Source organism: Paracoccus sp. SSK6, assembly GCF_039770665.1.
Classification (GTDB): Bacteria; Pseudomonadota; Alphaproteobacteria; order Rhodobacterales; family Rhodobacteraceae; genus Paracoccus.
This window is the reverse complement of sequence record NZ_JBDPNJ010000003.1, coordinates 178,469-197,636: the sequence shown is the minus strand read 5'-3', so window position 1 is coordinate 197,636 and position 19,168 is coordinate 178,469. Positions and strand designations below refer to the sequence as shown.

At 64.2% G+C, this 19,168-nt stretch carries 22 protein-coding genes; 8 read left to right on the top strand and 14 right to left on the bottom strand.

Annotation, left to right across the window (positions count from 1 at the left end; genetic code table 11):
* The first annotated feature begins 182 nt into the window (after positions 1-182).
* Positions 183-305: a hypothetical protein gene (locus AAIL68_RS04085; protein ID WP_347138250.1), complete on the top strand. Its 123-nt coding sequence runs from the start codon at positions 183-185 to the stop codon at positions 303-305.
* Between the two features lie 78 nt (positions 306-383).
* On the opposite strand, the gene AAIL68_RS04080 is transcribed toward AAIL68_RS04085, so the two are convergent.
* Positions 384-1,673 (bottom strand): sorbosone dehydrogenase family protein, encoded by a 1,290-nt coding sequence (locus AAIL68_RS04080; protein ID WP_347138248.1) that lies wholly within the window; start codon positions 1,671-1,673, stop codon positions 384-386.
* A gap of 225 nt (positions 1,674-1,898) precedes the next feature.
* Here AAIL68_RS04080 and AAIL68_RS04075 point away from each other — a divergent pair, with 225 nt between their 5' ends.
* A complete protein-coding gene (locus AAIL68_RS04075) occupies positions 1,899-2,201 on the top strand; it encodes a cupin domain-containing protein (protein WP_347138247.1) in 303 nt (100 codons plus the stop codon).
* Between the two features lie 512 nt (positions 2,202-2,713).
* Here the strand turns inward: AAIL68_RS04075 and AAIL68_RS04070 are convergent.
* From AAIL68_RS04070 to AAIL68_RS04040, 7 genes are all read right to left on the bottom strand, one after another.
* Positions 2,714-2,893, bottom strand: coding sequence for a hypothetical protein (locus tag AAIL68_RS04070; protein ID WP_347138246.1), 180 nt, complete (start codon positions 2,891-2,893; stop codon positions 2,714-2,716).
* 436 nt (positions 2,894-3,329) lie between these two features.
* Complete coding sequence (gene tpa, locus AAIL68_RS04065) at positions 3,330-4,709, bottom strand: hypotaurine--pyruvate aminotransferase Tpa (protein WP_347138245.1); 1,380 nt, start codon at positions 4,707-4,709, stop codon at positions 3,330-3,332.
* Positions 4,710-4,832: 123 nt separating this feature from the next.
* Positions 4,833-5,471, bottom strand: coding sequence for a phosphoribosyltransferase (locus AAIL68_RS04060; RefSeq protein ID WP_347138244.1), 639 nt, complete (start codon positions 5,469-5,471; stop codon positions 4,833-4,835).
* A gap of 1 nt (position 5,472) precedes the next feature.
* Entirely contained in the window at positions 5,473-6,786 is a 1,314-nt protein-coding gene (locus tag AAIL68_RS04055; RefSeq protein ID WP_347138243.1) for an erythromycin esterase family protein, read from the bottom strand.
* Positions 6,787-6,942, bottom strand: a complete 156-nt coding sequence (locus AAIL68_RS04050; protein WP_347138242.1) for a hypothetical protein — start codon at positions 6,940-6,942, stop codon at positions 6,787-6,789.
* A 13-nt stretch (positions 6,943-6,955) separates the two neighbouring features.
* On the bottom strand, positions 6,956-7,153 hold the full coding sequence (locus tag AAIL68_RS04045; RefSeq protein ID WP_347138241.1) for a hypothetical protein: 198 nt from the start codon (positions 7,151-7,153) through the stop codon (positions 6,956-6,958).
* A gap of 4 nt (positions 7,154-7,157) precedes the next feature.
* Complete coding sequence (locus AAIL68_RS04040; protein WP_347138240.1) at positions 7,158-7,391, bottom strand: hypothetical protein; 234 nt, start codon at positions 7,389-7,391, stop codon at positions 7,158-7,160.
* Between the two features lie 109 nt (positions 7,392-7,500).
* On the opposite strand from AAIL68_RS04040, the gene AAIL68_RS04035 reads away from it, so the two are divergent.
* Complete coding sequence (locus AAIL68_RS04035; RefSeq protein ID WP_347138239.1) at positions 7,501-8,424, top strand: phosphatase PAP2 family protein; 924 nt, start codon at positions 7,501-7,503, stop codon at positions 8,422-8,424.
* 24 nt (positions 8,425-8,448) lie between these two features.
* Here AAIL68_RS04035 and AAIL68_RS04030 read toward each other — a convergent pair whose 3' ends face one another.
* Positions 8,449-8,715 (bottom strand): hypothetical protein, encoded by a 267-nt coding sequence (locus AAIL68_RS04030; protein ID WP_347138238.1) that lies wholly within the window; start codon positions 8,713-8,715, stop codon positions 8,449-8,451.
* A 137-nt stretch (positions 8,716-8,852) separates the two neighbouring features.
* Here AAIL68_RS04030 and AAIL68_RS04025 point away from each other — a divergent pair, with 137 nt between their 5' ends.
* The 5 genes from AAIL68_RS04025 to AAIL68_RS04005 are packed head-to-tail and all read left to right on the top strand — an operon-like array spanning position 8,853 to position 13,760.
* The gene (locus AAIL68_RS04025) at positions 8,853-9,374 is read left to right on the top strand and encodes a 2Fe-2S iron-sulfur cluster-binding protein (protein WP_347138237.1); all 522 of its coding nucleotides are present in this window, start codon (positions 8,853-8,855) and stop codon (positions 9,372-9,374) included.
* Positions 9,371-10,339: a xanthine dehydrogenase family protein subunit M gene (locus tag AAIL68_RS04020; RefSeq protein ID WP_347138236.1), complete on the top strand. Its 969-nt coding sequence runs from the start codon at positions 9,371-9,373 to the stop codon at positions 10,337-10,339. The genes AAIL68_RS04025 and AAIL68_RS04020 overlap by 4 nt, the downstream gene beginning before the upstream one ends.
* A complete protein-coding gene (locus tag AAIL68_RS04015) occupies positions 10,336-12,510 on the top strand; it encodes a xanthine dehydrogenase family protein molybdopterin-binding subunit (protein WP_347138235.1) in 2,175 nt (724 codons plus the stop codon). The genes AAIL68_RS04020 and AAIL68_RS04015 overlap by 4 nt, the downstream gene beginning before the upstream one ends.
* A gap of 14 nt (positions 12,511-12,524) precedes the next feature.
* Positions 12,525-13,436, top strand: a complete 912-nt coding sequence (locus AAIL68_RS04010) for an XdhC family protein (RefSeq protein WP_347138234.1) — start codon at positions 12,525-12,527, stop codon at positions 13,434-13,436.
* 39 nt (positions 13,437-13,475) lie between these two features.
* The gene (locus AAIL68_RS04005; RefSeq protein WP_347138233.1) at positions 13,476-13,760 is read left to right on the top strand and encodes a hypothetical protein; all 285 of its coding nucleotides are present in this window, start codon (positions 13,476-13,478) and stop codon (positions 13,758-13,760) included.
* Between the two features lie 12 nt (positions 13,761-13,772).
* Here AAIL68_RS04005 and AAIL68_RS04000 read toward each other — a convergent pair whose 3' ends face one another.
* Genes AAIL68_RS04000 through mnmE form a run of 5 tightly spaced genes read right to left on the bottom strand, consistent with a single transcriptional unit; the run spans position 13,773 to position 19,165 of the window.
* Positions 13,773-14,669: a ParB/RepB/Spo0J family partition protein gene (locus AAIL68_RS04000; protein ID WP_347138232.1), complete on the bottom strand. Its 897-nt coding sequence runs from the start codon at positions 14,667-14,669 to the stop codon at positions 13,773-13,775.
* Positions 14,669-15,454, bottom strand: coding sequence for an AAA family ATPase (locus AAIL68_RS03995; protein WP_347138231.1), 786 nt, complete (start codon positions 15,452-15,454; stop codon positions 14,669-14,671). The genes AAIL68_RS04000 and AAIL68_RS03995 overlap by 1 nt, the downstream gene beginning before the upstream one ends.
* A complete protein-coding gene (rsmG, locus tag AAIL68_RS03990; protein ID WP_347138230.1) occupies positions 15,441-16,037 on the bottom strand; it encodes a 16S rRNA (guanine(527)-N(7))-methyltransferase RsmG in 597 nt (198 codons plus the stop codon). The genes AAIL68_RS03995 and rsmG overlap by 14 nt, the downstream gene beginning before the upstream one ends.
* A complete protein-coding gene (gene mnmG / locus AAIL68_RS03985) occupies positions 16,034-17,890 on the bottom strand; it encodes a tRNA uridine-5-carboxymethylaminomethyl(34) synthesis enzyme MnmG (RefSeq protein WP_347138228.1) in 1,857 nt (618 codons plus the stop codon). The genes rsmG and mnmG overlap by 4 nt, the downstream gene beginning before the upstream one ends.
* A gap of 9 nt (positions 17,891-17,899) precedes the next feature.
* Positions 17,900-19,165 carry a tRNA uridine-5-carboxymethylaminomethyl(34) synthesis GTPase MnmE gene (gene mnmE, locus AAIL68_RS03980; RefSeq protein ID WP_347138226.1) on the bottom strand — a complete coding sequence of 422 codons (1,266 nt, stop codon included), beginning with the start codon at positions 19,163-19,165 and terminating at the stop codon, positions 17,900-17,902.
* Positions 19,166-19,168: the final 3 nt, after the last annotated feature.

Sequence of the window (19,168 nt, the reverse complement as noted above, 5' to 3'; positions counted from 1 at the left end):
TCCCGGCGCAGGGCGCAGGGCGGCAGTGCCTTTCCCATCGACAGAAGGCGGTCCATCGGCCCATCTTGGTCAAGCCGCATTCCTGAGACGATAGCAGCGGCCCAGACTTTGGCCCGGTTCACCGGCGCCGGGATGTCACGCCGCAACCCTCGTCAGCCGCGCACGCGAGCGGATTTTGGGTCGTGGATCGGCGTCAGGCTGGCCTCGGCCGCCACGACCTGTCCGGCACGCTGACCCTGATCGTCGGCGGCGCGGAACTGACGCTGGCGCCGGGCGACAGCTTCCAGTTCTCGGAAAAGGACTAGGGCTGGCGCAATGACGGGGATGAGCCCGCAGAGGTCATCTGGATCGTCTCGCCGCCGATCTATTGAGGCAATGCCCCCTCACGCGCCACTGACGCGCCAGACGATGTCGCCCACATCGTCGGCCATCAGCAGCGAGCGTCTGTCGGGACCGATGGCGACGCCGACGGGGCGGCCGAAGGCGTGCCTTTCGTCATCGGACAGGAAGCCCCATAACAGGTCGCGGGGCGGACCCGCCGGACGCCCTGCCGCGAAGGGCACGAAGACCAGCCTGTAGCCGCTCAGGGTCGAGCGGTTCCACGAGCCATGCTGGCCGATGACCATGCCGTCGCCGAAGCCCGGCAGCGTGCCTTCCGGCATCCAGCAAAGCCCCAGCGAGGCCGTGTGCCCGCCAAGCGCGTAATCGGGCGTGATCGCGCGCGCCACCAGATCCGGCTTCTGCGGGACGCGGTCGTCGATCGTCCTGTCCCAATAGCAATAAGGCCAGCCGTAAAAGCCGCCCTCCCGCACCGAGGTCAGGTAGTCGGGCGGGGTTTCGTCGCCCAGGCCGTCGCGTTCGTTCACGACCGTCCACAGCACCTGCGACCCAGGCTCCCAGGCCATGCCCACGGGATTGCGCAGCCCCGAGGCGAAGATGCGGGCCTTTCCCGTGGCAAGCTCCAGCTCCCAGATCGCCGCGCGCCCTTCCTCGGCCTCCATGCCCTTGTCGCCGATATTGCTGAGCGAGCCCACGCCGGCATAAAGCCTGACGCCGTCGGCCGAGGCGAGCAGGCTGCGGGTCCAATGGCCGCCCGGCTTGAAATCGACCAGCCTGCGGCCCGGTCCCACAAGCCGCGTCTGCCCGTCCTGGTAGGGAAAGGCGACAATGCCGTCAGTGTTCCCCACATAAAAAGTACCATCGACCAAGGCCATGCCGAAGGGCTGGTTCTGCCCTTCCACGAACACCTCGCGGATCTCGGCGGCGCCGTCGCCGTCCGCGTCGCGCAGCAAGGTGATGCGGTTGGCACTGGTCCCGATGGCGCGGGCGCGGCGCATGGTCGCCTGCGCGGCCCGGTCCATGAGCGTCCTGGCAGGCCCCGGCTGTTCCTTGGATTCGGCCACCAGCACGTCCCCGTTCGGCAGCACCTCGATCCAGCGGGGGTGATCGAGACCGGACGCGAAGGCATTGACCTTCAGCCCCGGCGCCGCCTTCGGCAGATGTCCGGGCGCCCAACCCCTTGCCGTCGGCATCTTCAGGGTCATGACGCCCTGCCTTCTTGCCTTGGGGATGGCCGGTGCCGTGCCGATGGCCTGTGTCTTCGGCGCCCCGAAGCGCCGCAGCGCCACCATGACGCCGCCAACGACCGCCGTCGCTTTCGCCAGAAAGTCCATTGCTTGTCCCGCGTTGTTCCCCGCCACGCTACAGCAGCGGCATGGGCCGTCAAACCCAAAGCGTCCGCCGCGTGGTATACTGGGCCAAGGATCAGAGGAGAAAATGCCATGGCGGGCAAAGGCCAATGCCGACTCGTCCGGCCGGTCGGGACTTATGGCGGCAAGCAAGGGTTCGACTATCTTGAGGGCCTGTCGGCCCAAAGCGTCGGTGCGCAAGGCATTTGCATGCATCTGCTTGTCATTCCGCCGGGCGGGCGTGCCAAGGCGCATAGACATGATGCGCATGAAACGGCGATCTATGTCCTGAGCGGCGTGTCGGAAATGTGGCACGGCGACCGGCTTCAGCATCACATGCGGGTGGCGGCGGGCGACATGGTCTACATTCCTGCGGGCGAACCCCACCTTCCGTTCAATCCTGGCCCCGACCCCGTGGTGGCGGTGATCGCACGGACCGATCCGAACGAGCAGGAAAGCGTGACCCTGTTGCCCGAACTGGAAGGGCTTGTGCTGCGCCAGGATCCTGACTGAAGAAAGCAGAGCTTCGGCGAGATCCCTGGTCGGCCGGGATCACTTGCCGCCGCAGGGAACAGGCTGCCGGATCCGCCGCAAGGACGGGGAAGCCGGTTCAGATCATACGAGGCGCCAAGGCTGTGAAAAAGGGGGCGGGACTCATCGAAAGCATCCTGCGTGCGCAGGTGGCGAAGCGCCGGATCCCGAAGACAGGATCAGCGTCGGAGATCGTCTGGAGCAGCGACGACATGCGGGATGAAGACATGCCTCATGCCTGGGCTTTGCTTTCTACCATCGTCTGCACTCGCTTGGGGCGACTAGGTGCGTTCCGCCTGAACCAGCTTGGTTAGACGGTAGTTTTCTCTAAAATTTTCTGTCATCATTTCAGTATATTAGACTTAATTATCCGCTTATTATCATTATCTTGCGGTCTACAAGTAGAATAAATGGCTGATTGCAAGGTAAGTTGTAAATCTTCATCTCTTCCACATGCACCTTCAGGCTCGATTCTGGTCTTCCGGGCGCAAACGTCATGCAGCGAAATTGGTCTTCATTGTTTCAGGAACCTTCCAGCCGACCGTTTGCCAAAGTCCAAACCGTCCCAGGTGCTGCAAGACATGCTTCTGATGGCAGGCATTCGCTGCCAGCGTCTCAAAGGGCCGACAAAGGCCCGGCCGCAGTTCGGCGGCCTTCTGCGACAGGCTGTGCATTCATCTGTAAGGAATAGAGCTTGGGACTTACTCTATCGAGCCACGGATGGAATCTTCGGAATGACTATGCGGGAAAGGGAGGGGCGAGGAAGCGTCAGGCGCGTAGGGTTTCATTGCACGCAGCGGAGAGGCTGGGCTGGCTCCGCGCTGCCGGATCAAGCAGTGCTGCGGCTTGCATGATCGGCTGCTTTGCTGGCACGCTGCGGAGGCCATCCCGCAAGACTATCGGATTGCCGTCCGCCGTTCTCGTCGATGAGGCCGGGTATCCCGCGCAGGGATCAATGTCCGGCAGTTTTTCCTGCTGCCCCGGCATGCGGCAGCGCTGCCAAACCATTCACGTTTTCACAAGAATCCTGATCCCGCTTGGCTTTCGCCATTCGGTGACTGAACAATCCTTGCTCTTGGCGGCGCAGGATGCCCGCGCCGCCCGCCTGCCCTATCCCATGACCTTTGTCAGCGCGGCGTCGATGGCCTCGGTGATCCGGTCGATGTCGCTTTCCGTGGCGATCAGCGCGGGCGAGAGGCAGAGCGTGTTGTTCAGCCCCGGCAGGCTGCGGTTGGTGGCGCCGATGATGACGCCCTGAGCCAGGCATTCCGCCACCACGGCCTGCACGCGCTTTTCATCCAGCGGCTCCCTGGTGGCGCGGTCCGCCACCAGTTCGGCCCCGCAGAACAGGCCCTTGCCGCGCACGTCGCCGATGACCGCGTGCTTCTCCATGAGCGCATGGAGGTTCGCCAGCACGCGCGCGCCCATGGCGGTGGTGTTCTCCAGAAGCCCCTCGTCCTCGATGATGCGCATGTTTTCCAGCGCCGCCACCGGACCCGCCGTGCAGCCCCCGAAGGTCGAGATGTCGCGGAAATAGCCCAGGGGATCGCTGGCATCGTCCTTGAACTGCTCGAAGACGGCTTCCGTCGTCACCGTGCAGGAGATCGCCGCATAGCCCGAGGCCACGCCCTTGGCCATGGTCACGATGTCGGGCTCGATCCCGTAATGCTGGTAGCCGAACCAGATGCCGGTGCGCCCCAGCCCGCAGACCACCTCGTCGATGTGCAGCAGCACGTTGTACTTGCGGCAGATCTCCTGCACGCGCGGCCAGTAGCCCTCGGGGGGCGTGATCACGCCGCCGCCTGCGGTGATCGGCTCCAGCACGATGGCGCCCACCGTGTCGGGGCCTTCGCGCAGGATCACCTCCTCGATGGCGTCCGCCGCCCGCTCGCCATAGTTCGCCACGTCCCACTGCGCCCGGTATTCCAGGCAATGGGGCACGCGGATGAAGCCGTCAGGATATGGCCCGTATTGCGCCGCCCGCTGGTCCTGGCCGCTGGTCGCCAGCGTGCCGATGGTGGTGCCGTGATAGTCGCGGTCGCGATAGAGGATCTTCCACTTTTTGCCGCCATGCTGGCGCGCCGCGATCTGGCGGACCATCTTGTAGGCCTTCTCGTTGGCCTCCGAGCCCGAGTTCGAATAGTAGACCCGGGACATGCCCGGCATCTTCTGGATCAGCCGCTCGGCAAACAGCGCCGCCGGCACGTTGCCCGCCGCGCCCGCATAGTAGTTGAGCTTCACCAGCTGGTCGCGCACCGCATCGGCGATGGAAGTCCGCCCATAGCCCACGTTGACCGTCCAGACGCCCCCCGAGACCGCATCCAGGTACTCGCGCCCGTTGGTGTCCCAGAGCCGCATCCCCTTGCCTTCCACGAAGACCCGCGGATCGGCGCTCTCGTACTGCTTGTGCTGGCTCAGGTGGTGCCAGACATGCGCCCGGTCGGCCGCGACAACATGGCTCAGGTCGTTCAGGGGATGGTCAAGGGACATGAGAAGGCTCCGGGAACAAGGATGACGCCTGCGGGCATGGGTTCGCTCCAGAGAAACAGATCCCCCGCGAAACGCAAGAGGAAGCCGTAGAATGGACCCGCCGCGCGGCCTCAAGCCAAGCCATCATCCCGCCAAGGCGGCAATCACCTCGGCATCGCCGACCTGGTCGAAGTCGCGGTAATGCAGGCCGACCGCGCGAAACGGGTGCGGGCATTCGAGGCACAGGATCTGATCCGCGATGCCGCGCAGCCGGTCCAGCGCATCCCGCGCGCCCACAGGCACGGCGACGATGATCCGTGCGGGGTTCTGGCGCGCCAGCCCCTGCAATCCCGCCAGCATGGTCGCCCCCGTGGCCACGCCGTCATCGACAACGATTGCGGTCCTGCCCGCCACCGGCACCGGGGGACGGTCGCCGCGATAGGCCTTCCGGCGGCGGTCGATCTCGGCCAGAAGGCGCGGCACTTCGGTTTCCAGATAGCCTTGGGGGATCCGGTGGGACATGCCCTCGTTCAGCACGACCTGCGGATCGGCGCCATCGACAACGGCGCCGATGGCGAATTCGGGAAAGCCCGGCGCGCCGATCTTGCGCACGAACAGCAGATCCAGCGGCGCCCCTAGCATCCGCGCCACCGGCAGCGCAACCGGCACGCCGCCGCGCGGCAGGGCAAGCACGACGCAATCCTGCCCAAGCCAAGGGGTCAGGCGTTCGGCCAGCTTTCCGCCCGCCTCGGCCCGGTCGGCGAAGAGGATGCGGTTCGCCATGTCACAGCCCGGACGGCCAGGTGTCGGGAACATCGCCATCCTGACCGCCCCCCTGACTGCCCCCTTGGCCGCCCGGTCCGGCCCCGACCAGAGCCCGCGTCCGGTCGAACCACAGCCAGCCGTCATATTGCTGCCCGGCGCGGGCCTGCATGTAATGGCTGGCCCGCTCGGTTTCGGGGCGATAGATCACGCCGATGAAGCGTTGCAGCAGGGGCTGCGACAGCCGTTCGGCCAAGGGCTGTCCGTCCTGCAGATCCAGCAGGAAGCAGCCTGTGCCGGTGTCGTGGCACAGGCGTTCAAGGCTGTCGGGGCGCGATGGCAGGACGGTCTTGACCTCGGCCGGGCCGTCCCAGTCGCTGGCGGCAGTGACGGTGCCGTGGTGGGTGCCCAGGCCGATCAGCGCGACCCCTTCCCCCCAGCGTTCGCGGGCAAGCTGGCCCAGGTTGTGTTCGCCCAGGCGGCTGCCCATCTCGGTCCGGCGGGCATCGCCGATATGCGAATTATGCGCCCAGACCACCGCCTTGGCCCCCGCACCGCCCGCCTGTAGCAGATGGTCCAGCGTGTCGGCCATGTGGCTGTCGCGCAGGTTCCAGGATTCCGCCCCGCCCTGGTACATGACGCGGTAATAGCGTTCGGCCGAGGCGACAAGCCGGGCGTTCTGCGCCGCATCCAGTTGATCCGGCCCTTCCAAGGCTTGGGACAACAGTTCGCGGCATTGCTGGACAACGGCCTGTTCGCATTTGTGATAGCCCGATCCCGCGATCCGGCCATAGGCGGCGGGCTGTTCCGTCCAGGGCTCCAGGCAGCCATAGCGCTGCCGGGCCACGGTCGCCGCCTCGGGGTCGGTGCTGTCCAGGTAATCCAGCACCGCGCGGATCGAGGCGGACAGGTTGTACATGTCCAGGCCATGGAAACCCACCCGATCGGCCGGATCCCTGCCCCGGTTCCAGTCGCGCATCCAGGCGATCAGTCGCGCAATGGGGCCGTTGCGCCACATCCAGCGGGGAAATCTTTGAAAGGGCCGGATTTCGCCATCGCGCGGGGGAAGCCTGCGGATGTGGCGGTCCAGCACGGCGGCATCGGGCCAGTCGGCCTCGACCGCGACGATCCTGAAGCCGTGATGTTCGATCAAGTGGCGGGTGATCGCGGCGCGGGCTTCGTAGAATTCGGCCGTGCCATGCGAGGCCTCGCCCAGCATCAGGACGCGGCGATCCGCCCAGCGGTCGGCCACCGTGCCGAAACCGGCGTCATCCGGCGGCGGCAGGGGGATGCAGCCGCCGGCGATCGCCTGGGCAAGGCCGTCCGTGGCGGGCATCTAGCCCTCGTCCGCCCCGTCCTCGTCCTTCTGCGCCTCGCGCCGGTTCGAGGCCTTCAGGTCCGGGCGCGGGTCGAAATCGGGATCCGCGTTGGTGGTATCCACGCGCTTTTCGATGATGCGCTGCTGCTGGTCCTTGGTCTTCTTGCCGACCATGGTTCGTCCTCCTTCACTTGTTGGTGCGGCCGCGCTGATCGGGATCGATGCCGCCCTGCGGGGTGGTGTCGTTCAGCACGTCGCCTTCAAAGGTATTGTCGCCGCCGATCTGCGGATCGCCGGGATCCGTGCCCTTGGACCGCCCGATGCCCGGATCGTCCTGCAGATCCTTGTCGGAGGGCTGGCCTGACTTGGGGTGCTTGCCGGACATCGCCTCACTCCTTCTCGTCATCGCCGTCGCGGTTGGCGACATGGTCGTGAAGCTGCTCGGTCTCGACATGGCGGGAATCGAGGCCCCGCTGGTCGGAATGGCGCGACTTGTCGCGGTTCGACAGGATCTCGTTGTCGGGCAGCTGGTCGGGCACGTCGGGGGACATGCCGCCGGTGCCGTCGCCCTTGCCTTGGTCCTGCTGGCCTGCGCCGAATTTCTTGCTGCTTGCGTTTGCCATTCTCGATCCTTCCTTTCGTATCGGTGGTGGCGTCGGGCAAAACCGGCTGGCGCGGGGATTGTTCCATGGATGGGCGGGAACCGGGGCCTGCGCGCGCCGTTACCGACGCATGTCCCATGTCCCCGAAAGCGCCCCCGACGATCCCGCCGCCCAGACCGAGGGGTTGGAAAGGATGGACGTGGAGGCCGCAAGGGCCGCGGCAAGGCACCGCCACGACCCGTTGGTCAAGACCCTTGGCACCGTCAGCGAACTGGCCGACCAGCTGCAACTGACCACGCTTTGCGGGGCGGTGATCGCGGGGGGCGCGCTTGGCGGGCGGCCGGACATCGCCCGGATGGGCGTGCGGATGATGGCCGCGCATGTGCTGGCCAATACTGTCAAGCGCCGCATCAAGAACCGGCTGCGCCGCACCCGCCCCCGCAAGATGATCGAGGAACGGGATTACCAGTTCGAACCGGGCGAGGCCGAAGGGAGGCATGAAACCTCGTTCCCGTCGGGTCACACGGCGGGGGCGGTTGCCGTGGCCCGGATCGTGGCCGCCGACCGGCCCGCCCTGGCGCTTCCCGTGACCGGCTTCGCGGCCCTGATCGCGGCGGTGCAGGTGCCGCGCGCCAAGCATTATCCCATCGACGTTGCCGCAGGCGCGGTCCTGGGCCTTGCCGCGGCCTGGGCGGTCGATCGCCTGCTGCCTCCCATTCCCCGCCATTCGCAACGCAAGGAGCATCGAATGTCAGACAATGCCACCACCTCGGTCTCGGCCCTGTTCGAGACGCGCGAAGCCGCCGATTACGCCATCGAGCATCTGGTCCAGCAGCACGGGCTGAACCGCGCCGACATCTTTGCCGAACCCGAAGGGGACCGGAACACGGCGGGCAATCGCATCTCGGGCGGGGACAAGGGCAAGGGGGACGCGGCAGAGGACGCCGCTCTGCGCGGCGCGATCAAGGTGTCGGTCGATGTGGCGCAAGACCGGGTCGAAACCGTGGAGGCCACCTTCCGCGAGATGGGCGGGCAGGACATCACGCGGCGCTGAAGGGCGCGGCGCCCTGCCCCGTCCCTACTTGTCCCCCGACACGAACTTGTTGAAGCGGCTGGTTTTGCCCCCCGCCGTTTCGTCCTGATACAGGAAGCTCAGCCCGTTCTCGTCGAAGATCTCGAAGAACTCCTCCCACGATATCTGCTTCAGCCCTTCCTCGGGCTCGCCGAAGTCGATGCGCAGGATGCCGCCTTCGCCCTTGGTTTCCACCATGGCGGGGTGGCCGTCGCGCGATTCCGCCCATTTGCGGATCGTGTCGTGGTCTTGGGTGGTGTTCGATGTGGACATGGAATCCCTCCGGGGTGCTGTGCCGGTCCAACGCCTGGGCCCCGCAGCCGTTCCTTGGGGAATCGGGTCCGCAGGGAACGCGGCGGCGCGTCAACCGTTGAGGCGTGCCAGCCAGCCATGCCAGCATCGGAAACCTCATGCAGATCACGCTTCACCTGAACGGCACACCCCATCGCCTGGACCTGGATCCGCGCACCACGCTGCTGGACGCGCTGCGCCATCACCTGGGGCTGACCGGCACCAAGAAGGGCTGCGACCACGGCCAATGCGGCGCCTGCACGGTGCTGATGGACGGGCGGCGGGTCAATTCCTGCCTGACGCTGGCCTGCATGGCCGAGGGTCGCGACATCACCACCATCGAGGGGATAGGCACGCCCGGCAACCTGTCGCCCCTCCAGCAGCAGTTCCTGGATCATGACGGCTTTCAATGCGGCTATTGCACACCGGGCCAGATCTGTTCGGCGACGGGGATGCTGGAGGAGATCGCGGCGGGCTGGCCCAGCCATGCCTCCGAGTCCCTGGATGGCCCGTTCGAGCTGACCCATGCCGAGATCGCCGAACGGATGAGCGGCAACCTGTGCCGCTGCGCCGCCTATACCAACATCGTCGCGGCCATCCGGCAGGCCGCGCAGGATAACCGGCGCGAGGACGCGGCATGAGGGAGTTCAGCTTTCACCGCGCCGCTTCGCTGGCGGATCTGCCCAGCGGCGCCACGATCATCGCGGGCGGCACCAACCTGCTGGACCTGATGAAGCACGAGATCATGACCCCCGAGGCCCTGGTGGACATCACCCGGCTGGATCTGGACCGGGTCGAGCCCGAGGGCGAGGGGCTGCGCATCGGCGCGCTTGTGAAGAACAGCGACCTGGCCGCGCATCCGGCGATCCGGCGCGATTATCCCGTGCTGTCGCGTGCGCTGCTGGCGGGGGCCAGCGGTCAGTTGCGCAACATGGCGACGACCGGCGGCAACCTGATGCAGCGGACGCGCTGCCCGTATTTCTACGACCGCCGCATGGCCTGCAACAAGCGCGAGCCCGGCGCGGGCTGTTCGGCCATCGGCGGGGTGACTCGCAACCATGCGATCCTGGGCGCGTCGGACCACTGCATCGCCACCTATCCGGGCGATATGGCCGTGGCCCTGTGCGCGCTTGACGCGGTGGTGGAGATCGACGGCCCCTCGGCCCGCCGCGTCCCGCTGGGGGATTTTCATGTCCTGCCTGGCGATACCCCGCATGTCGAGACCGTCCTGCAGCCGGGCGACATCATCACCGCCGTGATCCTGCCCGCGCCTGTCGGCGGCCAGCATCGTTATCGCAAGGTGCGGGACCGGGCCTCCTATGCCTTTGCGCTTGTCTCGGTCGCGGCAATCATCGGCATGGACGGAGGGCGCATCAGCCACGCGGCTCTGGCCTTTGGGGGGGTCGCGCACAAGCCTTGGCGCGATCCGCAGGTCGAGGCGCTGCTGGTGGGCCGGGAACCCTCGGACGCGCTGTTCAGCGAAGCCGCCGAGATTCTGTTGCGCCCGGCACAGGCTTACGGCGAAAACCAGTTCAAGATCCCGCTTCTGCGCCGCACCCTGATGGCGACCCTGCGCGATGCGACCGGAATGGAGAGCACGGCATGACACGGCATCTGCGGGTCGATGGCCCCGACCACGAAGACCGGCTGGACCACATGGCGCAGGGGGTGATCGGACAGCCCCTGAACCGGCTGGAAGGCCCGCTGAAGGTGTCCGGCCGGGCTACCTATGCCGCCGAGGCGCGGCCCAAGGGGATGGCCTATGGCGTTCTGGTGCAGGCCGCCATCCCTGCGGGCAAGGTGCTGGAGATTGGCGACGCGCCGGGCGCGCTTGCGGTGATCCAGGACAAGCGGATGATCCGCTTTGCCGCGCAGGGCCGGGAAGAAAAGGCCCCGGAAGCCGGTCCCGGCCAGGTCAAGTACATGGGCCAGGCCATCGCCCTGGTCGTGGCCGAGAGTTTCGAGGCAGCAACCCATGCCGCCCAGAACCTGGCCATCCGCTATGCCCCCCAGGATGTGCCGGTGAACCCCGAGGCGGTGACGCCCGAATTGCCGCCCAAGAAGCAGCAGGCCAGCGGCGATCTGGAGGAGGCCATGCGGGACGCGGCCTTCAGTGTCGATGAGGTCTGGCACACGCCCTCGCACATGTCGGCGGCGATGGAGCCCCATGCCGCGATTGCCGAATGGGACGGCGATCATGTCACCATCCGGGCAAGCCTGCAGATGCTGTCCTCGTGCCGGAAGCAGATGGCCGATGCGCTTGGCATCCGGGAAGGCAAACTCCGGCTGCTGGCGCCCTATGTCGGCGGCGGCTTCGGGTCCAAGCTGGGCATCAATGCCGAAGCCGTGGCGGCAGCCATCGCCGCCAAGGAATTGAACCGTCCGGTTCAGGTGTCGATGACCCGGCAGCAGGTCTTCGACCTGGCGCATCGGCGGTCGGAAACCCGCCAGCGGATCCGGTTGGCCTGCGATGCGGGCGGCCAGTTGACCGGCATCGGGCATGATGTTCTGGTGTCGAACCTGCCGGGCAGCCAGTTTTCCGAACCCGTCACGCAGGCCACGCCCTTCACCTATCAGGCGGCGCATCGGCAGATCGTCCATGCCATCGCCCGCATCCATCGCGGCTGCGCCGGTTCCGTCCGCGCGCCGGGCGAGGCCGTGGGCGTCACCGTCTTCGAATGCGCCATGGACGAACTGGCCGAAAAGGCCGGGATCGACCCTGTGGAACTGCGCCTGAAGAACATCCCCGAGGCCGAGCCGGTAACCGACCGCCCCTTTTCCAGCCACAAGCTGGCCGAGGCGCTGCGCGAAGGGGCGCAACGCTTCGGCTGGTCAGACCGGCGCGCACCCCAGGAACGGCGTGACGGCGAATGGCTGATCGGCATGGGCATGGCGGCTGCCGTGCGCGTCAACATGCTGGTGGAATCGCGGGCCAAGGTCACGCTGGTCCAGGACGGCAGCGCCATTGTCGAGACCGACATGACCGATATCGGTACCGGCACCTATACGATCCTGGGCCAGCTTGCCGCCGAGATGCTGGGCCTTCCGACCGACCGGGTCGAGGTCAAGCTGGGCGACACGCAGTTCCCGCCTGCCGCCGGATCGGGCGGATCCTTCGGCGCGGCCTCCAGCGGCAATGCCGTCTATCTCGCCTGCGAGGAGATCCGGCAGCAGATCGCCAGGGCCATGGGCTGCGACGAAGGCGACCTGACCCTGCAGGACGGCATGGCGCGGGCGGGCAATGTCGCAAGGTCGCTGTCGGAACTGGTGGATGGCACGATCACGGGTGAAGGCCACCTGCAGCCCGGCAAGACGGAAAAGACCCACCGCCAGGCCACCTGGGGCAGCCACTGGGCCGAGGTCGCCGTGAACCGCTGGACCGGAGAGGTGCGCGTCCGGCGCATGATGGGCGTCTTCGCCTGCGGACGGGTGCTGAACGAGAAGACCGCGCGGTCGCAATGCCTGGGCGGCATGAGTTTCGGCATCGGCATCGCCCTGACCGAAGCGCTGGAGCATGACCCCCGCGACGGTCATGCCGTCAGCCGCGATCTGGCCGAATACCACATCCCCTGCCATGCCGATGTCCCGCCGCTGGAGGTGCATTTCCTGCCCGAACGCGATCCCTATGTGGGCCCCTTGCAGGCCAAGGGTCTGGGGGAACTGGGCATCTGCGGCGCCGGGGCGGCGGTGCTGAACGCCATCCACAACGCCTGCGGGGTGCGGATCCGGGAACTGCCCGCGACCCTCGACAGGATCATCGCCGGGTTAGACATGTGATGCAGGCGAAAGCTGTGTCCAACCACCCGGCGGCGGGCCTTTCCGATGACCCACTGTCCGCGGCACTGAACTGCACCGATCCGGTCCTGGCGATCATCACCGGCATCACCGGCCCCTCCTATCGCCCCTTGGGCGAGATCATGGCCTTTTGCGGCGACCGCTCTGTCGGTTCGCTCAGTTCGGGCTGCATCGAAACCGATCTTGCCGTCCATGCGCGGCGGTCGTTGCAGGACGGACCGCAGGTGGTCCGCTATGGCGAAGGCTCGCCTTGGTTCGACCTGCAACTGCCTTGCGGCGGCGGCCTGGAAATCACCCTGCTTCCCCGCCCCTGTCCCCTTCTTCTGGCCGAGATTGCCCAAGCCCGCGCGCATCGGCAGCATGTCGGGCTGTGCATCGCTTCTGACAAGGTGCTGCGCCGCTGCGATCCCGGTCCGACCGGACCGACCGAGGACGGTTTTCGCATCCTGCTGGTTCCTCCGCCCCGATTCCTGATCTTCGGCCAAGGCCCAGAAGCCAGCGTCTTCGCGGCCTTGGTCCGTGCCGCAGGCTATCCGCATCTGCTGCTGGCACCCGATCAGGATACCCTCGTCCAAGCCGAGGCCAGAGGCGTTCAGACGCGGCTGCTGCACTGGCCCGCGCTGCCAACGGACCTGGACATCGACGACCGGACCGCCGTGGTGCTGTTCTTCCACGACCACGATTGGGAACCGCCGATCCTCGCCCGTGCCCTGGAATCGCCTGCCTTCTATATCGGCGCTCAAGGATCGCAACGGGCCCGCGACACGCGCCTCGCACGGCTGCGCGCCAGCGGGCTGACCGGAGATCTGGACCGCCTGCGCGGCCCCATCGGCTTGATCCGGTCCACCCGCGATCCACGAATCCTGGCAGTCTCGGTCTTGGCCGAGGTGCTGGAGGCCGCATCGTGACCAGGGCCGTTCTGCTGGCGGCCGGGCAGTCGCGGCGCTTTGGCCCATCTTGCAAGCTGCGATCATTGTTCCGCGGCAAGCCGCTGGTGCGCCATGCCGCGGACGCCATTCTGGCAAGCGGATTTCCGGCGGTTGCCGTGGTGGCGGATCCAGAAGTCGCCAGCCGGCCCTTATTCCGCACTCTTGTTCCCGATGGTTCTTGGCCTGACGGGAGATAAAGGTGCCAGCAAGCTGTTGCAATCCTTGCCGAATCTAAAGCGGATTTCTGTTTCGCAAGAATTTCTTACCGATATCGACTACGCCGCCGATCTGTCCGCCACCTGAAAGCAGCCAGGATCACTGCCCACCCGCCAGAATCTGGCAAAGACGATCCAACTGCTCAAGATCGCGATAGCTGATCGTCATCGTGCCGCCACCATTGTCCAGGTGGTCGATCACGACGGACATCCTCAACTGGGCGGAAAGATCGGACTCCAGGGCACGGGTATCCGCATCCTTGTCCCGGCTGCGTGCCGCTTTCGATGCCGGCCGTTCCGCCGCAGTCTTGCCCTGCTTGCGCACAAGCTCCTCGGTCTCGCGAACGGAAAGGCCGTTGTCCATGATCTTCCGCGCCAAGGCTGCCGGATTTTCAGCCGTGATCAGGGCACGCGCATGGCCGGCCGAGAGCCTGCCGTCCTTGACATAGTCCTGGACCTGATCCGGCAGGTTCAGAAGGCGCAGCAGGTTGGCGATATGGCTGCGGCTCTTGTTCAGCGCCTCGGCCAGTTTTTCCTGCGTGTGGCCGAATCGATCCATCAGTTGCCGGAAAGACGCTGCCTCCTCGATCGCGTTGAGATCGGCCCGCTGGATGTTTTCGATGATGGCGACTTCAAGAACTTCGTTATCCGAAAGATCGCGGATGATGACCGGAAGTTCGTGAAGCTGGGCCATCTGGGCCGCGCGCCAGCGCCGCTCGCCCGCCACGATCTGGTACAGGCCGTCGTCCTGCGGATGCTTGCGCACGATCAGGGGCTGCAAGACCCCCCGCTGCCGCAACGAATCTGCCAGTTCCTGCAAGGCTGCGGGATCAAAGCTGCGGCGTGGCTGATCGGGATTGGCCGTAATCTGCTCGATCGGAACCAGCGTGCGATCCTTGATCGGCTTGGCTTCGGGCGGACCATCCAGGTCCAGATCCGCCATGAGGGCAGAAAGCCCACGGCCCAAACCTCTTTTGGCAAGCTTGCTTTCGGACATCAGGCTTCCTCCCGGACAAGTTTCAGGCGCGCCGCGAATTCGGCAGCGAACTGGCGATAGGCCGCGCTTCCCTTCGATGAAGGATCATAGAGCAACACGGGTTGTGCAAAGGACGGGGCTTCGGATACGCGCACATTCCGGGGAATCACGGTCGGAAACACCAGATCCCCCAAGGTGGCACGGGCATCGGCCTCGACCTGCTGTGACAGGTTGTTGCGATAATCCGACATGGTCAGCAGGACACCGTTGATCCGCAGCGCGGGATTGCCGCTCTGCCGGACATGCTTCACCGTCGTCAGCAACTGCGACAAGCCTTCCAGGGCATAGAATTCCGCCTGAAGCGGCACAAGAACAGCGTCCGCCGCGACCATGGCATTGACCGTCAAAAGACCCAAGGCAGGCGGGCAATCGATAAGAACGATGCTGCCTGCCGGGGCATCTTCAAGCTTTCGGCGCAACAACCGGGTTCGATCCTTGGTCTGTGCCAATTCCATGTCGGCGGAAGACAGATCCGAGGTGGCAGGAACAAGGGAAAGGTTTTCAATCCGGGTCGATACGGCACATTCTGAAAGCGCTTCGGGACCGGCCAGAAGATCATAAATGGTCTTGTGGCGCTGTTCGACGGTGACCCCCAGCCCTGTCGAGGCGTTTCCCTGCGGGTCGAGATCGATCAGGATCGTCCGGTGTCCGGCCATTGCCAAGGCAGCACCCAGATTGATTGCCGTGGTTGTCTTGCCAACTCCGCCCTTCTGATTGGCAATGGCAATGACGCTATGCTGCGCCATGGGTAACTCCGCTTATCTCAAGTATGGCCGCGCCCTCTTGCGTCCGGCTGGGATGGGCTGTCCAGTCGAAGCGCCATTGAGTATTGGCTTCCTCGATCTCTGACTGCCACTGACGGCCTTTCATCAGGAAAGCCGTCCCTTTGGGAGCAAGATGCAGATGAAGATATGCCATGAGCTGCCCCAAAGGGGCAAGGGCGCGTGCGCTGATAAACGCGGCATTCAGCGGGTCCAGGGCCTCGATCCGTTGCGCCTTGACGACAACATTGGTCAAGTTTGTCTCGCGCATGACGGTACGCAAGAAAGCGGCCTTGCGTTGATCGCTTTCCACCAGGACAAAAGAGATCGATGTGTCAGCCTTGGCAATGGCCAGGACAATTCCTGGCAAGCCGCCTCCACTTCCCAGATCTACCCAAACGCCTTCCTTCGCGGGGGCGAGATCTGCCACTTGCAGGCAATCAGCGAGGTGGCGCGTTTCCAGATCGGCAATGGTTGAGGACGAAACAAGGTTGATATGGGAATTCCAGCGGCGAACAAGCTCTGCATAGATGCTCAGCCGATCTGCTGTTTCACGTGAAACAATCATGCTCGCCGCTTTGCAGGCTTGCTGGCAGCGACAAGGAGCGTCAGAGCGGCGGGTGTCATTCCCTCGATCCTTGCAGCTGCTGCCAAGGTGGTTGGACGAAAGGCCGCCAGTTTTCCTGCCAGTTCGTGAGAAAGGCCAGGAAGCTGTCGGTAATCAAGATCTGATGGCAACGCGATAGCCTCATCATTGCGCAGCAACTCGGCATCGCGTCCTTGTCGACCGATATACTGTTGGTACAAGGCATCGTTTTGTATCTGTTGGAGCGTGGCAGGCGCCATTTCCAGAATTTCCGGGAAGACGACCGCCAGATTCTCAATCGAGATATCTGGCTGCCCCAACAATCCAAACGCCGTCCGTGCATGCCCGTCTTGACGCACCGCAATGCCTGCGGCCTGCAATTTGCTTGGGCTATAGCTGGCAGCTTCAAGCCTCTGCCGGGCATCCTCATATCGACCTTGACGATCACTGAAGCTGGTTTTTCTTCTCTCGCCAATGCATCCCAGCTTCAGCCCCAAAGGAGTCAGCCTTTGATCGGCGTTGTCGGCCCGCAGGCTCAACCGGAACTCGGCCCGAGATGTGAACATGCGGTAGGGCTCGGTAACACCGCGCGTCGTCAGATCGTCGATCATGACGCCGATATAGCTGTCCGCCCGGCTGAAAATAACAGGGTCACGATCCTGACTTGCCAAGGCGGCATTCAAACCCGCTACCAAGCCTTGGGCAGCTGCTTCTTCATAGCCGGTAGTGCCGTTGATCTGTCCTGCAAGATACAACCCCGAAACGTCTTTCAGTCGCAGGGAAGCATCCAAAGCGCGCGGATCGACATAGTCGTATTCGACAGCATACCCTGGTTGCAGGATGGTCGCCTGTTCCAAACCCACGATACTGCGTACATAGGCCAGTTGAACATCGGCCGGGAGAGAGGTTGAGATGCCGTTAGGGTAAACGGTGTGATCATCAAGACCTTCCGGCTCCAGGAAGATCTGGTGCGATTCCTTTTCTGCAAACCGCACCACCTTGTCTTCGATCGATGGACAGTATCGCGGTCCCTTTCCAGAAATATGACCGCCATACAATGCCGAGCGCGTTATATTGCGCGTGATAATTTCGTGGGTCTGGGTATTGGTATGGGTGATCCCGCAAGATATCTGACGCGCCTGGACACTGTTGCTGAGATAGGAAAACAGGATAGGTTCGTCATCACCCGGCTGCTTCTGCAACACATCCCAGTCGATGGTCCGACCATCAAGACGGGGGGGCGTTCCCGTCTTCAAACGTCCGAAGGGCAGATCGTAGCGCCTCAACGAATTGGCCAAGCGGTTGGAGGCCTGCCCCGCCCAACGGCCTGCTGGTTTGCTGACATCGCCGATGTGAATGATTCCGTTCAGAAAAGTTCCAGTCGTCAGGACGACAGCCGATGCATTCATCTGTGATCCGTCAGCCATCTCAATGCCTGAGATGACGGTTTCATCCCCTATCAGGGCAGCGACCTCGCCATAAATAAGATCCAGGTTGGCTATATCGGATACTGCTTTGTAGGCTGCTTGGCGATACAGGGCCCGATCCATCTGGGCGCGTGGCCCCTGTACAGCAGGCCCTTTCTTGCGATTGAGCAAGCGGAACTGAATGCCCGACTGATCGGCAATTCTCCCCATCAGCCCGTCCATGGCATCGACTTCCCGGACCAGATGCCCCTTGCCAAGCCCCCCAATTGCCGGGTTGCAGGACAAGGTACCGATATCCTCCTGGCGCATCGTCACCAAGGCGGTTTTCGCGCCCATCCTTGCGGAAGCGGCTGCTGCCTCCAGTCCTGCATGACCTGCGCCAATGACAATGACATCGTAATGTTTCACGTGAAACACCTATTTTCCGATACAGAAAGATGCGAAAATGACATCCAGATACTCTTCGGCAGCGATTCTGCCAAGCAGGCGATCCAAAGAAACTGCTGCCTGCCTGATTGCTTCTGCAATCAGTTCTGGCGAAATGCTCTGCAGGTTTGACAAAGCCGCTTTTGCTTCCAACAGGGCATTGAGCTGCCGTTCATGGCTCACAAGTGCAGCACCCGCTGTTTTCTGGATCAAAGACCCGTGAAGCGTGTCCAGAAGAAGGTCTAAGCCCTCTCCCGTCACGGTGGACACCGCTAACCCCGTTTTCGGACTGCTCAGGTCTGATTTGCTTGCTACAATCAAGTCCCCTGGCTGCCACAAGCTGTCATCACGCGCGCCCTCAGGGGAAAGATGCAATCGCAGATCTGCTGCCGCAGCCCTTTCGCGCGCGCGGTCAATCCCAAGGACTTCGATGCTGTCCTTGGCTTCCCGTAGCCCAGCCGTGTCCAGCAAGGTGACGGCCAAGCCACGCAGGTCCAGGCGCAGTTCGATAATGTCCCGCGTTGTGCCTGCCACATCTGAAACCAGAGCCACCTGTCGACGCGCAATGCGATTCAGAAGACTGGACTTGCCGGCATTGGGCGGGCCGATGATGGCCACTTCAAAACCATTGCGGATGCGTTCCGCCGCAGCATAACCCGAGATTTGGATATCCAATTCCTGCTTGAAGGTTTCAAGAAGACCGAAGACCTCGGGCGGGACATCCTCGGGAACCTCTTCATCGGCGAAATCTATGCTGCTTTCCACCAGGGCACCGGCGCGAATCAGAAGCGATCGCCACATATCCGCCTTGCGCGCCAGTTCCCCATTGCTCATCCGCAAGGCAACAAGACGCTGCGATTCGGTTTCGGCAACAAGCAGGTCGCCCAAGCCTTCCACTTCGGAAAGATCCATCTTGCCGTTCAGGAAGGCTCGACGGGTAAACTCCCCTGCTTCTGCCAGACGCAGGCCCTGTGAGGTCAGAAGTTGACTCAGGCGCCGGACGATGACCGGGGCGCCATGCAGATGGATTTCCACGACCTCTTCGCCGGTGAAGCTGCGGCCTGCCTCGAACCACATGATCAGGGCACGATCCAGTATCTCTATGCCGTCACGGATTTCGCGCAGATAGGCGTGGCGCGGCTTGGCCAGCGGTCCTGCCAGCCGTTCGGCGGTTGCTCGTGCGCCTTCTCCGCTGATGCGAATAACAGAAACGCCACCCCGTCCAGACGGGGTGGCTTCGGCAAAGATCAGGTTCATGAC

Bases quoted from the DNA above. Each gene is read 5' to 3' on its own strand.
- AAIL68_RS04055 (WP_347138243.1), bottom strand. From the start codon at position 6,786: ATGCCCGCCACGGACGGCCTTGCCCAGGCGATCGCCGGCGGCTGCATC.
- AAIL68_RS04080 (WP_347138248.1), bottom strand. From the start codon at position 1,673: ATGGACTTTCTGGCGAAAGCGACGGCGGTCGTTGGCGGCGTCATGGTG.
- AAIL68_RS03995 (WP_347138231.1), bottom strand. From the start codon at position 15,454: ATGGCGCAGCATAGCGTCATTGCCATTGCCAATCAGAAGGGCGGAGTT.
- AAIL68_RS04030 (WP_347138238.1), bottom strand. From the start codon at position 8,715: ATGTCCACATCGAACACCACCCAAGACCACGACACGATCCGCAAATGG.
- AAIL68_RS04070 (WP_347138246.1), bottom strand. From the start codon at position 2,893: ATGCACAGCCTGTCGCAGAAGGCCGCCGAACTGCGGCCGGGCCTTTGT.
- AAIL68_RS04040 (WP_347138240.1), bottom strand. From the start codon at position 7,391: ATGGCAAACGCAAGCAGCAAGAAATTCGGCGCAGGCCAGCAGGACCAA.
- AAIL68_RS04075 (WP_347138247.1), top strand. From the start codon at position 1,899: ATGCATCTGCTTGTCATTCCGCCGGGCGGGCGTGCCAAGGCGCATAGA.
- AAIL68_RS04000 (WP_347138232.1), bottom strand. From the start codon at position 14,669: ATGTCCGAAAGCAAGCTTGCCAAAAGAGGTTTGGGCCGTGGGCTTTCT.
- AAIL68_RS04050 (WP_347138242.1), bottom strand. From the start codon at position 6,942: ATGGTCGGCAAGAAGACCAAGGACCAGCAGCAGCGCATCATCGAAAAG.
- AAIL68_RS04035 (WP_347138239.1), top strand. From the start codon at position 7,501: ATGTCCCATGTCCCCGAAAGCGCCCCCGACGATCCCGCCGCCCAGACC.
- AAIL68_RS04060 (WP_347138244.1), bottom strand. From the start codon at position 5,471: ATGGCGAACCGCATCCTCTTCGCCGACCGGGCCGAGGCGGGCGGAAAG.
- AAIL68_RS04015 (WP_347138235.1), top strand. From the start codon at position 10,336: ATGACACGGCATCTGCGGGTCGATGGCCCCGACCACGAAGACCGGCTG.
- mnmE (WP_347138226.1), bottom strand. From the start codon at position 19,165: ATGAACCTGATCTTTGCCGAAGCCACCCCGTCTGGACGGGGTGGCGTT.
- tpa (WP_347138245.1), bottom strand. From the start codon at position 4,709: ATGTCCCTTGACCATCCCCTGAACGACCTGAGCCATGTTGTCGCGGCC.
- AAIL68_RS04020 (WP_347138236.1), top strand. From the start codon at position 9,371: ATGAGGGAGTTCAGCTTTCACCGCGCCGCTTCGCTGGCGGATCTGCCC.
- AAIL68_RS04025 (WP_347138237.1), top strand. From the start codon at position 8,853: ATGCAGATCACGCTTCACCTGAACGGCACACCCCATCGCCTGGACCTG.
- AAIL68_RS04045 (WP_347138241.1), bottom strand. From the start codon at position 7,153: ATGTCCGGCAAGCACCCCAAGTCAGGCCAGCCCTCCGACAAGGATCTG.
- rsmG (WP_347138230.1), bottom strand. From the start codon at position 16,037: ATGATTGTTTCACGTGAAACAGCAGATCGGCTGAGCATCTATGCAGAG.